The 14,470-nt window shown below is 63.8% G+C and carries 14 protein-coding genes; 5 read left to right on the plus strand and 9 right to left on the minus strand.

Going from position 1 to position 14,470, the window contains the following annotated elements; translation table 11 throughout:
- Positions 1 to 100 precede the first annotated feature (100 nt).
- The 4 genes from JF545_RS19995 (at position 101) to JF545_RS16260 (ending at position 6,676) form a co-directional block, all read left to right on the plus strand.
- Positions 101 to 3,139: an HD domain-containing phosphohydrolase gene (locus JF545_RS19995; RefSeq protein ID WP_242520921.1), complete on the plus strand. Its 3,039-nt coding sequence runs from the start codon at positions 101 to 103 to the stop codon at positions 3,137 to 3,139.
- Between the two features lie 142 nt (positions 3,140 to 3,281).
- Positions 3,282 to 4,742 (plus strand): serine hydrolase, encoded by a 1,461-nt coding sequence (locus JF545_RS16250; RefSeq protein ID WP_206943798.1) that lies wholly within the window; start codon positions 3,282 to 3,284, stop codon positions 4,740 to 4,742.
- A 402-nt stretch (positions 4,743 to 5,144) separates the two neighbouring features.
- Entirely contained in the window at positions 5,145 to 6,020 is an 876-nt protein-coding gene (locus JF545_RS16255) for a DMT family transporter (RefSeq protein ID WP_206943799.1), read from the plus strand.
- A 122-nt stretch (positions 6,021 to 6,142) separates the two neighbouring features.
- On the plus strand, positions 6,143 to 6,676 hold the full coding sequence (locus JF545_RS16260) for a cytochrome b/b6 domain-containing protein (RefSeq protein ID WP_206943800.1): 534 nt from the start codon (positions 6,143 to 6,145) through the stop codon (positions 6,674 to 6,676).
- Positions 6,677 to 6,706: 30 nt separating this feature from the next.
- Here JF545_RS16260 and thiE read toward each other — a convergent pair whose 3' ends face one another.
- The 5 genes from thiE to JF545_RS16285 form a co-directional block, all read right to left on the minus strand.
- Positions 6,707 to 7,354, minus strand: a complete 648-nt coding sequence (thiE, locus tag JF545_RS16265) for a thiamine phosphate synthase (RefSeq protein ID WP_224907971.1) — start codon at positions 7,352 to 7,354, stop codon at positions 6,707 to 6,709.
- A gap of 46 nt (positions 7,355 to 7,400) precedes the next feature.
- A complete protein-coding gene (thiM, locus tag JF545_RS16270) occupies positions 7,401 to 8,219 on the minus strand; it encodes a hydroxyethylthiazole kinase (protein ID WP_206943802.1) in 819 nt (272 codons plus the stop codon).
- 132 nt (positions 8,220 to 8,351) lie between these two features.
- Complete coding sequence (locus tag JF545_RS16275) at positions 8,352 to 8,666, minus strand: hypothetical protein (protein WP_206943804.1); 315 nt, start codon at positions 8,664 to 8,666, stop codon at positions 8,352 to 8,354.
- Positions 8,667 to 8,915: 249 nt separating this feature from the next.
- Entirely contained in the window at positions 8,916 to 9,401 is a 486-nt protein-coding gene (locus tag JF545_RS16280; protein WP_206943806.1) for a C40 family peptidase, read from the minus strand.
- 215 nt (positions 9,402 to 9,616) lie between these two features.
- Entirely contained in the window at positions 9,617 to 9,961 is a 345-nt protein-coding gene (locus JF545_RS16285) for a hypothetical protein (RefSeq protein WP_206943808.1), read from the minus strand.
- 205 nt (positions 9,962 to 10,166) lie between these two features.
- Between JF545_RS16285 and JF545_RS16290 the strand changes: the two genes are divergently transcribed.
- Complete coding sequence (locus JF545_RS16290; protein WP_206943810.1) at positions 10,167 to 11,144, plus strand: ABC transporter substrate-binding protein; 978 nt, start codon at positions 10,167 to 10,169, stop codon at positions 11,142 to 11,144.
- A gap of 139 nt (positions 11,145 to 11,283) precedes the next feature.
- Here the strand turns inward: JF545_RS16290 and JF545_RS16295 are convergent, their stop codons facing one another.
- Genes JF545_RS16295 through JF545_RS16310 form a run of 4 tightly spaced genes read right to left on the minus strand, consistent with a single transcriptional unit; the run spans position 11,284 to position 14,332 of the window.
- Positions 11,284 to 12,528 (minus strand): metal ABC transporter solute-binding protein, Zn/Mn family, encoded by a 1,245-nt coding sequence (locus tag JF545_RS16295; protein WP_206943812.1) that lies wholly within the window; start codon positions 12,526 to 12,528, stop codon positions 11,284 to 11,286.
- A gap of 41 nt (positions 12,529 to 12,569) precedes the next feature.
- A complete protein-coding gene (locus JF545_RS16300) occupies positions 12,570 to 13,472 on the minus strand; it encodes a metal ABC transporter permease (RefSeq protein ID WP_206943814.1) in 903 nt (300 codons plus the stop codon).
- Complete coding sequence (locus JF545_RS16305) at positions 13,473 to 14,192, minus strand: metal ABC transporter ATP-binding protein (RefSeq protein ID WP_206943816.1); 720 nt, start codon at positions 14,190 to 14,192, stop codon at positions 13,473 to 13,475. It lies immediately after the preceding gene.
- Positions 14,192 to 14,332 carry a hypothetical protein gene (locus JF545_RS16310; RefSeq protein WP_206943818.1) on the minus strand — a complete coding sequence of 47 codons (141 nt, stop codon included), beginning with the start codon at positions 14,330 to 14,332 and terminating at the stop codon, positions 14,192 to 14,194. Before JF545_RS16310 ends, JF545_RS16305 begins: the two co-directional genes overlap by 1 nt.
- Between the last annotated feature and the right edge of the window lie 138 nt (positions 14,333 to 14,470).

Below are 14,470 nucleotides of genomic sequence, written 5' to 3' on the forward strand. Positions count from 1 at the left end.
AAAAGTATCGATGCTGCATATAGTTGTAGGAGCCCGTTGCGCCCTTGCGCGCGAGGATCCCCCCTAGGCAGCCGCCCCGGCGTACATACGAGGCTCGATCATGCACCGTCAGCGTTTCGTCGTCTCGATGCAGTGGCTGATCGGCGTCGTCATCGCGGCCGTCATGACGGTCATGGCGGTCGCGCTGCTGTGGTTTTCCTGGCATCAGTCCCAGCGCACCCTGGGCGCGACCCTGGAAGAAACGTCGCATCAGCTGGTCAGCACCCTGGAGGCACATACCCAGGCGCTGGTCAGGCCGTCCCAGGTCGCCATCGACATGCTGGCAAGTGGCGCCACCGGTAGCGCCAGCGACTGGCTGGAGCAACGTCCGCTGATGGCGTCTGCGCTGGCCGCCCACCGCCTGATTGACGCCGTCTACATGGCCAATGGTGACGGCGACTTCGTGATGTTTCGGTCCGTGGAGCGGATGATGGAGAGCGTGCGGCCGGAGCTTGCCCATCACCCCGACGCCGCTTACCTGGCGTTGGTCGTGCCGGGGGATGCCAGCGCCGCGGACGCCAGCGAATGGCGACTGTACGATCAGCGGCTGAGTCCGCTTGGACGAGAGCCTCTGGCTCAGTACTTCTTTGATCCGCGTACACGTCCCTGGTTTCAGCGGGCCAGCAGGGAAGGCACGTCTTACCTGACGGCGCCCTACGCGTTCTACTACACCGGCGAGATCGGCATCAGCATGGCACGACGTCATGGCGAGGTGGTGGTGGGGCTCGATGTGGCTTCCCAGGACCTCGGCCTGGGAATGGACAGCCTGCGCCTGACTCCGGGCACCCGCATGGCGATCGTGACGGACACGGGGCAGGCGCTGGCGACCACCACCCACAGCGCTGAAGACGACACTCTCAGTGCCTCAGCCAGCAACCCTGCCAGCAACACAGCCAGCAACCCAGCCAACTCCTCCTCCAGCGCATCCACGACCTCCAGCTCGCCCTTGATCGCGACGCCTGGCATTGCCCCGCTCGATCAGCCAGGGTCGAGCAGGGCGGTCTCGGATGGCCGCCTGGCATCGATCGACGAGCTGAATTTTCCCGTGCTACGAAAGTTGAGAGCGCTGGAACACACGAGAGAGCACCTACCGTCGGGCGAGCAAAGCCCTGTGCGACTAGAGCACGAAGGGCGTCATTGGTGGGGGCTGGTGCTGCCGTTTGCGCGTCTGGGGAACCAGCCCACCCAGCTATTGGCGGTGGTGCCTGAGGAGGAGCTGTCCGCCGGTGCGGGGCAGATGATCATCGAAAGCTCGGTACTGGCCGGCATGGTGACGCTAGCGCTACTGCCGCTGGGGCTGGTCCTGGGACGGCGTCTTGGGCGGCCGCTGCAGCGCTTGTCCGAGCAGGTGGAAGCGCTGGGCCGCTACGACTTCGCCGGTTGCCACGGAGTGAGCTCGCGAGTGTCGGAGGTCAGGGGGCTGAGTCTGGCCCTGGGGCGCTTGTCCCGGGGCGTGGAAGGGTTTGGGCGCATCACCCGCGTACTCAACAGCGAGCCGCAGCTGGCACCGATGCTGACCAGTATCCTCGAAGACTTGCTGCAGGGTGCTGGCAGCCGCTCCGGCGCCATCTATCTGGCCGATGAACATAACGAGAGGCACTTTGAACGCGTGGCGCAGTCGGGTGAGGCCCGTGACCCGGACAGCGACCCCAGGGCACCTGCACTGGCACTTGAAGGGTCCCCCGAAGGTGCCCTGGCGCGGCTTGAGGCTGACTTTGATCGGCACGGCTATCTGCTGCAGCCGCTGTGCAATCGAGAGGGGGCGATTCTGGGACTGCTGGCGGTGGCCTTGCGTTCGACCGACGACGATGACCTGCACTGGCGCGCCTTTGTGAAGGAGGTGTCGTCCGCGGCGGCGGTGGCCATCGACCTGCGCAGGTTGCTCCAGGGCGAGGCGCGTCTACTGGACGGCATCGTCAAGCTGGTGGCCCGTGCCATCGATGCCAAGTCACCGCATACCGGCAGTCATTGCTCGCGGGTCCCCGCCCTGGCGGAGTTGATCGTCAATGCCATAGAGCGAGCGGATTCGGGGGCCTTTGCCGAGGTCCACTTTGATCAGCGCCAGCGCAGTGCCTTTCATCTGGCCGCATGGCTGCATGATTGCGGCAAGCTGGCCATTCCCGATGAGGTGATGGAAAAGGCCACCAAGCTGGAAGCCCGACATGATCGCATTCATGAAATCCGCACTCGCTTCGACGTGTTGTGGCGAGATGCCGACGTGGCCTATTGGCAGGGCCGGGCTCACGGTGGTGATCCGGTCATTCTCGAACGTCGGCGGCATGCCCGCCAGCAAGAGCTTACCGCCGCCTTCGAGTGCGTAGCCGAGGCCAATCGTGGCGGCGAAGCCATCAGTGACGCCTTGCTCGAGCAACTGGCCACGATCGCCGAGTGGCGCTGGTGGCGCCACTTTGACGATCGCCTGGGCCTGTCTCGGGATGAGCTGGCACGCATGGCGCGGGAGCCCGTACGTCGTCTGCCCGCTGAGGAGCGCCTGCTTGCTGATCTGCCGCGCCACGAGATTCCCTGGCATCGCTCGCGGCCCGCGGTGGAACGCGGCGATCCGGACAATCGTTGGCAGTTTGACATGTCACCCTGTCCGCTGGCGGGTCATCACGGCGAGCTTTACAACCTGTCGGTTCGCCGCGGTACGCTCAATGATGTCGAACGCTTTCGCATTCAGGAGCATGTGATCCAGACGATCATGATGCTCGAGGCGCTGCCGTGGCCGGCGCATCTGCGCCAGGTGCCCTCGATTGCCGGCAATCATCATGAGCGCATGGATGGTACAGGGTATCCTCGGCGCCTGAAGCTGAAGGAAGCGAGCCTCGAGGAAAAAGTGATGGTGATGGCCGATGTGTTCGAGGCGCTGACCGCAGCAGACCGTCCCTACAAGGCCGCCATGACGCTGTCGCGGGCGTTGGCGCTGCTGGCGGACATGGTGCGCGATGGCCATCTGGACCCCGACCTGTACCGGCTGCTGCTGGAGCAGCGAGTCTATCGGGATTTTGCCAAGCGTTTCCTCAAGCCGGGGCAGTGGGACAAGGTGGATCCACAGGCGCTGCTGGTGCGTGCGGGCCTCGAGGGAGACGCTGCGGATTGAGGGCTGGCGAAGGCGCCTGCACAAAATCGGCAATGTCATACCGCTATTGATGGCAAAGCCACGTTAATTGGGCCTGTACAGTCGGTGTAAGTGGGTCATAATGCCGTCAGTGCAGTCGGATAAATCGCAGGGGTTTTGGATAATGGTGACCACAAGGTATTCCGTGTGGCGGTCGCTGACCATGCTGATAGCGCTGGTGGTGACGTGCCTGATGGTACAGTCGGCTCACGCCGGCAATCCGCGCTACGCCGGTATCGTGGTAGACGCCGAGACGCATGAGATCCTCTATGCAGAACATGCCGACGAGTCGCGTTACCCCGCCTCGCTGACCAAGATGATGACGCTCTACATGCTGTTCGAGTCGCTCGAGGGGCGGTCCATGAGTCTGGGGCAACCGCTGCCCGTGTCGTCCCATGCGGCGTCGATGCCAGCGACCAAGCTATGGCTCAAGCCCGGGGATACCATTCCCGTGGAAAAGGCCATCCAGGCGCTGATCGTGCGCTCGGCCAATGACGTGGCCGTGGTGGTGGCGGAGTCGCTGGGCGGCACCGAGTCCCACTTTGCGGAAATGATGACGCGCAAGGCGCGTAGTCTCGGGATGAACAACACCACCTTCCGCAACGCCTCGGGCCTGCCGGATTCAGGGCAGGTGACTACCGCCCGGGACATGGTGATCCTGGCCCGGCGCTTGATGCTGGACTTCCCCCAGTACTACCCCTACTTCTCGCTGACGGAATTTACCTGGCGCGGCACACGGCATACCGGCCATAACCGGCTGTTGACCAAGTACCCCGGAACCGATGGCCTGAAGACCGGTTTCATCCGTGCGTCAGGCTTCAATGTGGCGACGTCGGCGACCCGCAACGGACGCCGCATGGTGGCCGTGGTCATGGGGGGGTATACCGCCGCGTCCCGGGATGAACAGATGATGAGCGTGCTGGATCGTGGCTTTCTGCGTGCTTCCCTGTCGGATGGCCGCGGCTTTCTTGCCAGCACCGATGTATCTGGCGGCGAGTTGATGGCACCACGTCAGCGCGGATTGATCTCAGCCCCTGTGCCAACGTCATCACGCCTGGCCCAGACCTCGTCCAATGCGGTGCAGCCGTCGCGGGTCGAGACCATCGTGCCGCCTGCCCAGGTTGCCAGTCGCCAGAGTGCAGGGACGCCCGTGCGCTTCGAGTCGTCGACGCCGGTGATCTCTGGCACCCGGCCCCAGACGGACCCGCTGCGTCGACTGATGGATGATGCCCCTAGCTCGGCTCCTGCGGTGGCGTCCATTCCTGTCGCCGCCTCGGTGCCGACCGCGACTCGCCCAGAGCCCAGGGCAACGGCGTCGTCGGCACCCAGCGTTGCGCAGACCGGCGACTGGGGGGTTCAGGTGGGCGCGTTCAGCGACATGGACAGCGCCCGCAGCCAGGCCAGCCAGGCGGCCAATCGCCTGGCAAGCGAGATGTCTCATGCTCGCGTGGCTGTCGCCAGGGCGGATAACGCCAACATCTATCGCGCGCAGGTCCTGGACCTTCAGGAGGGGCAGGCGCGTTCGGCCTGCCGTCGCCTGATGGAGCAGGGCATGGACTGCATGGTGGTGCAGGCGAGTCTGTAAGCACCTTGGTGTAAGCCCCGCCTGTCCAGTGAGGCCCGCTTCGGCGGGCCTTTTGCATGGCGCGTGACCCCGGTGTCTACGCACTTGCACAGTCATGGTGCAAGATGCTTGCCTCAAAAGCGTTATCCCCCTAACGTTAATGAGCACTGCCTGAACGGCGTTACGTACTGTTGTCCGTTCTTCTACCCGTTCTTCCATAAGCACTCCGCCGGCCACCGGGTCGGGGGCCGCCGTAGTAACAAAAAGTCAGCACCGGAAAGCCAGTACCGGAAAGTGAGCACCGGACAGTTGGTGACGGACAGCGAGTGACTGGCGATGACTGACCGGCGGCTTGTGACGAGTGACGGGTGCTATCCAGGCGGGTATCCAAGCGTCGCATTTTCAGTCCAGCAGGGAGGTCGAATGGCATCGTCAGTGAAGGGAATCGGGTTCATGTGCCTGGGGGTATTGTGCCTGGCATTGGGGGATGCCATCTCGAAGTGGCTGGGAGAGGTGCATTCGCCGGTCCAGATCATCTTCTTCCGAACCCTGGTATCGCTGCCGATGATCATGCTGCTGGCGTGGAGGGGAAGCGGACTTCGCACGCTGGCCACCCGTCGCCCTGGTGTGCACCTGGTGCGAGGGCTGATCTATACCGGCACGATGGGTTGCTTTGTGCTGGGGCTCACCCTGATGCCGCTGGCGGAAGGTACCGCCATTGCCTTCGCGGCTCCGCTGTTCGTGAGTCTACTGTCGGTGCCGCTGCTGGGTGAGAAGGTCAGCATGCCCGTATTGTGTGCCTCTCTGGTGGGTTTTGTCGGCGTTCTGGTGGTGGTCCGGCCAGGTAGCGACGGCATCTCTCTGGGCGCGCTGGCCATGTTGGGGGCAGCGGTGTTCTACGCCCTGATGATGATCACCGCACGTCGCTACGGCGCTCGTGAGCATCTCTGGGCGATGGTGTTCTACATGACCCTGGTGCCTTTTGTGATCACCGGGCTCGCATTGCCGTTGGTTTGGCAGGCGCCGGAAGCGGCGCACTGGCCGGCCTTTCTGATGGCGGGTGTGCTTGGGGTGGGTGCCACGGCGTTCATCACGCTGGCATTTCGTCACGCCCCTGCGGCCATCGCCGCGCCCTTCGACTACACCGCCATGCTATGGGCGGTGCTGCTGGGCTGGCTGTTCTGGGGAGAGCTGCCGGATTGGGGCGTATGGGTCGGCGGCACCTTGATCATCGCCAGCGGCCTGGCGATTGCCTACCAGGAAGGACGCACCAGCCTCAAGCGCCGCCCAACGGCATAAAACGATCGGTAGCGACTCGTCTGCTCCCACTCGCGCGAGGGCGCACCGCGTAAGCGAGGCTTAAGGGTTGAATGCCAGCCTACTTCCGCGCGATGTCGCGTACCTTCGACGGGAGTAGCGAGATGACAACGGCAGCAAGGTCCCCGACCCCACAGCGCATCATGGTGTGGGATCCGCTGGTGCGAGTCTTTCATTGGGCGCTGGTGCTCGGATTTGCGCTCAACTACGCAGAGATAGGCCCTCACCGCTATATCGGCTATACCCTGATGGGGTTGATCGGCCTTCGTATCCTGTGGGGCCTGGTGGGCCCCTGGTCAGTGCGCTGGACGAGTTTCTGGCCGACGCCAGCGCGACTCAAGGCAGCGATTCGCGGTCACGCGGCAGAAGGCGGTCGCATCACCCACACGCCGCTGGGGGCGCTGATGATGATCAGCCTGCTCGCCTTGCTGTTGGGGCTGGGAACGACGGGCATGCTGATGGTGCACACCGAACGCTTCCACGACCTGCATTGGATGGAGGAGCTGCATGAAGGGCTGGCGACCGCCGTTCTCTGCCTGGTGCCTGTGCATGTGCTTGGTGCGGTGCTGGAAGGCCGCAAACAAGGCGATAACCTGATCGCGGCGATGGTCCATGGGCGTCGGCGACCGCAACCTTAGTGGTTGCGGCGTGCCGGATCCCTGGGCGACTTACCCTTGCCAGGCCGCCAGCAGGTCCTGGGCGGCCTGGCTCGGGTCGGGTTGGCCGCAGATGGCGGAGACCACGGCCATGCCATCGGCACCGCTTGCCCGTATGGCGGCGGCATGTTCTCGCTTCAGCCCTCCAATCGCCACGCTGGGCAGCGGGCTGGCCGCCACCAGCGAGGACAGGCCATCAACGCCTAGCGGGGTCGCGTGGTCGCGCTTCGTGGAGGTAGCGAATACCGGGCCCAGGCCGAGATAGTCCAGCGCCCGCAAATCCAGCTGTGTCAGCTGTTCGGGACGCTGAACCGACAGCCCAATGATCGCCTCGTCGCCCAGCAGGCGGCGAGCCTCGCTCACGTCGCCATCGTCCTGGCCAAGGTGTACGCCGTCGACCTCGGCGTCCACGGCGACCTGAACCCGATCATTGATGACCAGGGGGATGCGGTGCTCGGCAAGCAGAGGTTTCAAGCGCAGTGCCAGGGCCACCAGTTCCTCATCGCTGGCCCCCTTGTCGCGCAGCTGGACCAGGGTCACGCCGCCGTTGACGGCCTGTATCACGGTGTCCTCGATTCCCCTCTCAGCGCACAGCTCGGGGTCTGTCACCAGATAGAGGCGCAGGGCCTGTCGGTCGAATCGGCGGGGAGATCGCGTCACGTGCAGCATCCTTGAAAAGAGTGAAGTGGCAGGCGGGAAAAGCGGGTCATGGGAGAGTGCTGATCTCCAGGGGCGTGCGGTTGGCCAGAGCATCGGCAGACAGTTGGTGCAGCGCGTCAATGAAGGCCACCGCAAAACTACCAGGCCCCGGCGCCGTCTGCCCGGCCTGAGCACCCGCCTCAGCGTAGTAGGTAAGGGCGCAGGCCGTAGCCAATAGTGGGTCCTTCTCACAGGCCGCGAAGGCCGCTACCACTCCGGAAAGAGCGCAGCCAAGGGCCGTGACTCGCGGCATCAGGGCATGACCTCCCGCAATGCGGACACATCGCTGGCCATCCGTGACCAGGTCGACCTCGCCGGTGACGGCGACCACTGCCTGCTGACGTCTGGCCAGGGCCACCGCCGCCGTGAGCGCCTCGTCACTGGCTGCGGTGGAATCGACGCCTCGCCCGCCCAGGGCGTCGCCGGCGAGGGCGATGATCTCTGAGGCGTTGCCGCGGATGATGGTCGGAGAAAACTCGAGCAGGCGGGCACAGGCGTCACGTCGAAAGCGTGTAGCGCCAATCGCCACAGGATCCAGCACCCAGGGGGTCTGTTGTTGTTGAGCGGATTCGGCAGCGCTCAACATGGCATCGACCCAGGGGGCGGAAAGGGTACCGATGTTGATGACCAGAGCATCGGCGAGCGCCGCGAACTCGGCCGCCTCTTCGGCGGCGTGCACCATGGCGGGCGATGCGCCCAGGGCCAGCAGCACATTGGCGGCGGGGTTCATGGCCACGTAGTTGGTAATGCTATGTACCAGTGGCGTGGACTGGCGCAGTCGCGTCAGCGTGGCGCCAATATCGGCGCCGGCAAGGGCGGATGTCATGTGAGGCCTTTGTTTCGGCTGCGCAGCGCATGCAGGGCACGCTGCGGCAATCAGATAACCAGGGCCTCATGATCCGGGCATGGCGCGCAGCTGTAAAGCCACGATGTTCTTACGCCGCTGGATGGAGTGTCATCAGGCCAGCAGTTGCAGGGCGACCAGTACACCCACCGCCGCGAGGGCCAGGTGCGTCAGCGAGAATGTCGTCTTGGCGTGGGCTGTCTCGGCAACGTGAGCCTCACGATCCAGGTCTGCCTCTGTGTGGGCGGCGCTGGAACGCGGCCACAGCGCCATGCTGCCCAGAATCAGACTGAGCGTGCCAAGCGACAGGCTGATCGGCGACCAGAATGCCATCAGGGCCATGCCGCCGAGTATGGCAACGCTGACCGACAGCCATCCGCGCAGAGAGAGGCGGGCGTGGGATCTGCTGACCTGTTGCAGGAAAGGCATAAAGACGGTTCCTTATCGTTGCTGGGTAAAGGATCGATGCCATCGTAGCGGCGCCACCTTAACGAGTGCTTAAGCTTTGTTGACGACTATGTGACATCTTCTGATGCTCGAAACAGCATAGCGTTCATTCGTCTTGATGCGACCTTGGTCGATAAAGTCGGACGGTGGCGCATGCAACAGAGCGGCGGACGGCGCAGAACGGGAGAACGCGAGAAGGAGAGGAAGAGAGAGGTCAGCGCAGCGCCCCGTTCAAGGCGCGGCGGCGGCGGCGCCGACGAAACGCTCTTGCCAGTAGTCGAGGGTCAGCGATGTCGTGGTGACCTGGCGGCCCCGGCCCGGCGCATGAATCATGACGTCGTTACCGGCGAAGATGCCGACATGGCTGACCTCGGAGCCCTTGCCGGTGGCGAAGAACAGCAGGTCGCCCGGGCGTGGCTGGTCAATCGCCGGCAATTGGTGATATTGCTCCCGTGAGGACCGGGGGACACTGATGCCGGCCCGGGAGTAAGCCATCTGCACCAGGCCGGAACAGTCGAGTCCGCGAGGGTCATTGCCGCCAAAGCGATAGGGGGTGCCCAGGGAGCCCCTGGCTTCCGACAGGATCAGGGCACGCTCCATGGACAGCCCCTTGTTGCCGCCGCTGGTATCCAGCTGTGGCGACGCACAGCCGGCCAGTATCAACAGCAGCGTGCACATCAGGGACCATCTGGCCAGGTAAGGCGTCAATGCGCTCATTGCGGCGTGCTCTGCACAGACATGATGAGGCTTACGGTACTCTGTCATGACGTGCAGGCCAATAGTCCAGGGCTGGTCTGAAAAGGGCCTGCACCTGGTGATCCGGCGTTTAATATCGGCTTAACGTGCTCATTGGCATAGCGTAAGCTGCTATTTCTCAACGATTTTTTCCTTGCCTCACCGTCGCTCTTCGACGTCTCGGACAACGCCTCGCCTCAGCGGAAGGCAATACGAGTGCCGTTGGCCAGCATCTCATCCGGTGTCATGGCCTTGCCTTCCACCCCGATCATTTCATCGCCGCATTGATCCGACCAGGTCAGCACGCCGTGGGTAAGGCCGACGCCGCCCAGCAGCTCACGAATTTCTCCGGTGCCGAGGAAGGTGCGTGTGCGGCCCTTGTCGTCGGCCAGCTCCGATGCTCCGTTGGCATGGTGGAAGCGCACCGTGTAGATGCCATCCATGGACTCGACTTCGACGATCGGAGAAAAACCGTGGGCCAGCGCCCTGGCTAGCGCCTTGATGGTGATCTGGCGCTCGAGAGTGTAGTCGATATCAGCCATCTACTTGCCTCCTCCCACGGGGGGATATAGGGGACCGGCGGGGCTCTTGGTGAGGGGCGTTTCACCAGTGTGCCGTTTCCTCTTAAGACTGGATCAGCCCGGCATTCTTGGCAAACTCCAGCAAAGGGGCCGTTGAAGGCGCCGCCTTGAGGCACAGCGCTGAGAGGGTATGGTAGAGACCTCTATCGCAATCTACAGGTGCTTCATGCCGTATTACACGATGTCTGCTGCTGTGCTGGCTGCCTTGATGGCCGCTACACCATTGGCCGCCCAGGCGGAAGCAGAGCGCTCGACTCAGGAAGATGCCCAGGTTCGTTTTTCCGTTCCCGCCTGGCCGGGAGTGACGGTCAAGACGGCCCTGGCATCCACCCTGCTGGAGACGCTCGGCTATCAACCCGTACAGGAAGAGCTTGGCTCCACCATTACCTACCAGGCCCTGCGCCAAGGCGAGCTGGATGCCTTTCTGGCGGCCTGGCTGCCTGCCCAGCAGGGGATGTACGACGCCAGCTTCGAGGGCGACGAGCCCACCCTTGAGGATCTCGGCAACAACGTTGATGGCGCCCGGCTGGGGTTCGCCGTTCCTGCGTATGTGTACGACGCGGGTCTGACATCGGCAGAAGACCTGGACAAGGAAGAGTTTGCCGAGCGTCTGGATCGCACGATCTACTCCATCGAGGTCGGCTCCGGCATGAGCGACTCGCTGAATGCCGCAGTGGACGACGACAGCTATGGTCTGGGCGACTGGGAGCTGTCGGAAACCTCCACCCCCGGCATGCTCAGTGCCGTGGATGCGGCCATCGATCGTGAAGAGTGGATTGTGTTCGCGGGCTGGACGCCGCACTGGATGAACATTGAGTTCGACGTTCGCTACCTCGATGATCCGAACGACATGTGGGGGCCGGAGGGCGGTCGCAGCGACGTGCGGACACTGGTCCGTCGCGAGTTCGCGCAGAGCCATCCCAATGCCACACGCCTGCTGGACCAACTGGTCTTCAGCGCCGATGACCAGAGCGCGATGATTCGTGGATTCAGCTACGAAGAGCGTGAGCCGGAGCAGGTGGCGCTGGAGTGGCTACAGCAACATCCCGAGCAGACCCGGTCGTTCGTCGAGGGAGTGACCACGCGAGATGGCGAAGAAGCCTGGCCGGTGATTCAGCAGGCGCTGGAGATTCCTGACGCCTGATAGCGCTGGCTGGACTGCGGGCGCCTGGCGTCTCGGCAAGCCCGGCTGATGTGTTCAGCGCTTCGCTGATGCGTTCAGTGCCTCGCTAAAGGACCGCCCTCGGGCGGTCCTTTGCATGCTGGCGGATGCGCAAGAGTGATCAGTGCTGATGGTCGTCATGCGCTGCATGATCATGATCGTGGTCATGGTCATGGTCATGGTCATGGTCTGATGATTCGGAGGCATCCTGGTGCAGCAGGCCTTGGTGCAGCACCTCGGCGTTGTGCAGGATCATCCCCACGTAGTGGGAGGTCATGCCGTCTTCCGACAGCGCTCCGTTATACAGCGTACCGGCGATGGGCACCCCTGTTTCCTCGGACAGCTGTTCCATCAGCGCCGGGCTGGACATGTTTTCAATGAACAGCGCGGGGATCTGGCGCTCGCGAATGATGTCCACCATCTGGGCGATATCGGCGGCTGATGGTTCCGCTTCGGTGGAAAGGCCCACCGGCGACAGGAAGTCGATCCCGTAGGCACGCGAAAAGTGACCGAAGGCGTCGTGGCCGACAATGACCTGAGCATGGTCTGGCAGGTCGTCCAGCAGCGTCAGCACCTGTTGGTGCGCCGCCTTGATGTCCGCCATGTAGCTATCGGCCCTGGCGGTGTAGTGGGCGCTGTTGTCGGGATCTACGGCGATCAGGCCATCGCGGATATTGGCGACGTAGATCAGCCCTGCCGACAAGTCGAGCCAGGCGTGGGGATCATACTGTCCATGGTCATGGCCAGCGTGGCCGTCATGATCCGCGTGGTCATGCTCGTCGTGGCTGTCATGGCCAGCGTGGTCGTCGTGATCCGCGTGGTCATGCTCGTCGTGGCTGTCATGGCCAGCGTGGTCGTCGTGATCCGCGTGGTCATGCTCGTCGTGGTTGTCATGGCCAGCGTGCTCTGCGTGGTCATGCTCGTCATGGCCTGCATGCTCAGCGTGGTCGTCATGACCCTGGTGTTCGCCGTGGTCGCTCTGTTGATGCAGCGACTGGCCGCCATAGGCCAGCACTGGTACGCCCTCAGTGGCGACAACGGTTGTGCCTTGGTAGCCACTGGCGTCCAGCAGGCGTGTCATCCAACCCTCGAACTGCAGGCCGTTGAGCACCACAAGGTCGGCCTCTGCCAGGGCTCTGGCATCGGTGGGGCGAGGAGAGTAGACGTGGGGGTCGCTATCTGTCCCGACCAGGGAGGTGACCTCAACCCTGTCACCACCGACGTTGCGAACCATATCGGCCAGTACACTGAAGCTGGTGACCACCTGCGTAGGTTCGGCCGCCAAGGCCTGGGGGCCGAGGGCGAGTCCCGCCAACGCCATCCAGGCGTGGCGTTTGATGAGAGCGTGAGGCAGTGACAGGGGCATGAGTGTCGTTCTCCGGTGGCGGTTGGATGGGCGTGGTCAGGTCAGGCGCGTTCGTCGGCACCCAGCGGCATGGCGCGGCGTCGCAGTCGCGCGGCAAGGCTGTGCTGGCGTCCAAACACCGCAGACAGCAGGTAGGCGACCCCCGCCAGCAGTATGATGGCAGGGCCTGAAGGTAGGCTGAGGTGGTACGACAGCAGCAATCCACCAAGGCTTGCAGCCAGTGCAATGATCACCGACAGGCCCATCAGGCCTTCCAGGCGAGTGCTCCAGAAGCGCGCCGTGGTGGCCGGCAGCATCATCAGGCCAACCGCCATCAGAGTGCCCAGGGTCTGGAACCCGGCGGTGAGATTGAGCACCACCAGGCCCAGGAAGATCCCGTGCACCAGGCCGCCCTTGACTCCCTGGCTGCGAAGAAACAGCGGGTCGAGGCATTCCACCACCAGCGCACGAAAGATGACGGCCAGGGTGATCACGATCAGGCTACTGATACTGGCGATCAGCACCAGAGCGGTGGTGTCCACCGCCAGGATGGAGCCGAACAGGACATGGGTGAGGTCGACGCTGCTGCCGCCCATGGCGACCAGCATGACCCCTGCTGCCAGGGAGATAAGGAAGAAGCTGGCCATGGCTGAGTCTTCGCGATGGCCGGTCAATTGAGACACGCTGCCCGCCAGCAGTGCTATCAACAATCCTGACAGCATGCCGCCAAGGCTCATGATCGGCAGCGAGAAACCCGCCATGAGAAAGCCCAGGGCAACGCCGGGAAGAATGGCGTGGGACATGGCGTCGCCGATCAGGCTCATGCCCCGCAGCATCAGGAAGACCCCCAGTGGCGGTGCGGCCAGCGACAGGGCCAGGCTGGCGACCAAGGCGCGGCCCATGAAGGCATAGTCAAACGGCGCAATCAGCCAGGTGTGCAGGGTCGATACAAGTGCGTCAAACATTCAGACAGATCCAGGAAACGTCAGGGGCAGGCGCGGTGGGCGCGTCAGCTGGCCGGTGTGGCGCTCGACCAGAGCGTCGGGGGTGGCCCAGCGGCCATGTCCCTCGGTCAGCACCAGCACGTCATCGGCCAGGCGCGATAGCTGCGTCATGTCGTGCAGGACGATGACTAGCGTGGCTCCCGCATCGGCCATTTCGCGAAGCACCGTCATCAGCATTTCCACGGTGTCGACGTCGACGTTGGCAAACGGCTCGTCGAGCAGCAGCAGCTCGGCTTCCTGCATCAGCGTGCGCCCGATCAAGGCGCGCTGGCGCTGACCGCCGGATAGCTCGCCGAGGGGACGGTGTGCGAGGTGAGAGATGCCCAGTCGCTCCATGATGTCCCGGCCCCTGCGGTAGTGCGCACCACAGTAGCCCTTGAAGGCCCCGTGGCTCGGCCAGGTGCCGGTCATGATCAGTTCTTCGACACTCATCGGGAAGCTGAGGTCCAGTGCCAGCTGCTGGGGCAGCCAGGCGCGCCGGGCGGCGGGCACGTCACATTCCACTCGTCCGGCGACCGGCGTCAGTGTGCCCATGATGGCCTGAATCAGGGTGCTCTTGCCGGCACCGTTGGCGCCTATCAGCGCGGTGATGGCACCGTCTTGGAAGCGGCCTTCCAGGTGCTCGAGCACCGTTCGGCCGCCGCGTGCCAGCTGCAGGTCATGGAGGGTCAGGCGCGACATCAGTGCCACCACCCTGCTGACCAGCTAACGGCCAGCCACAGCGGCAGCAAGGGGATGGCGACCAGGCCGAGGCGACGCTTCATGGACAGCGACATCAATGAGAAATGGCAAGGCCCCTCGGGACGATGGCGATGGGACATGCGGAACTCCGGAGTGGTGACGGGCGTGCGGAATCGGCTGGAGGGTATAACATAACACTACCGCGGTTTCCATGACTTCACCGCGTTGGATCGCCGGATGCCGGCACCTCGACGACACCCGCGCAGGGAACTTTCCCT

Origin of the sequence: Halomonas litopenaei (assembly GCF_017303055.1) — a bacterium.
GTDB lineage: Bacteria > Pseudomonadota > Gammaproteobacteria > Pseudomonadales > Halomonadaceae > Halomonas > Halomonas litopenaei_A.

Coding starts and splice junctions, on each gene's coding strand:
- JF545_RS16295 (WP_206943812.1), bottom strand. CDS start 12,528: ATGCCCCTGTCACTGCCTCACGCTCTCATCAAACGCCACGCCTGGATG.
- JF545_RS16275 (WP_206943804.1), bottom strand. CDS start 8,666: ATGCCTTTCCTGCAACAGGTCAGCAGATCCCACGCCCGCCTCTCTCTG.
- thiM (WP_206943802.1), bottom strand. CDS start 8,219: ATGACATCCGCCCTTGCCGGCGCCGATATTGGCGCCACGCTGACGCGA.
- JF545_RS16250 (WP_206943798.1), top strand. CDS start 3,282: ATGGTGACCACAAGGTATTCCGTGTGGCGGTCGCTGACCATGCTGATA.
- JF545_RS16280 (WP_206943806.1), bottom strand. CDS start 9,401: ATGAGCGCATTGACGCCTTACCTGGCCAGATGGTCCCTGATGTGCACG.
- JF545_RS16285 (WP_206943808.1), bottom strand. CDS start 9,961: ATGGCTGATATCGACTACACTCTCGAGCGCCAGATCACCATCAAGGCG.
- JF545_RS16255 (WP_206943799.1), top strand. CDS start 5,145: ATGGCATCGTCAGTGAAGGGAATCGGGTTCATGTGCCTGGGGGTATTG.
- JF545_RS16300 (WP_206943814.1), bottom strand. CDS start 13,472: ATGTTTGACGCACTTGTATCGACCCTGCACACCTGGCTGATTGCGCCG.
- JF545_RS16260 (WP_206943800.1), top strand. CDS start 6,143: ATGACAACGGCAGCAAGGTCCCCGACCCCACAGCGCATCATGGTGTGG.
- JF545_RS16305 (WP_206943816.1), bottom strand. CDS start 14,192: ATGTCGCGCCTGACCCTCCATGACCTGCAGCTGGCACGCGGCGGCCGA.
- JF545_RS16310 (WP_206943818.1), bottom strand. CDS start 14,332: ATGTCCCATCGCCATCGTCCCGAGGGGCCTTGCCATTTCTCATTGATG.
- JF545_RS16290 (WP_206943810.1), top strand. CDS start 10,167: ATGCCGTATTACACGATGTCTGCTGCTGTGCTGGCTGCCTTGATGGCC.
- JF545_RS19995 (WP_242520921.1), top strand. CDS start 101: ATGCACCGTCAGCGTTTCGTCGTCTCGATGCAGTGGCTGATCGGCGTC.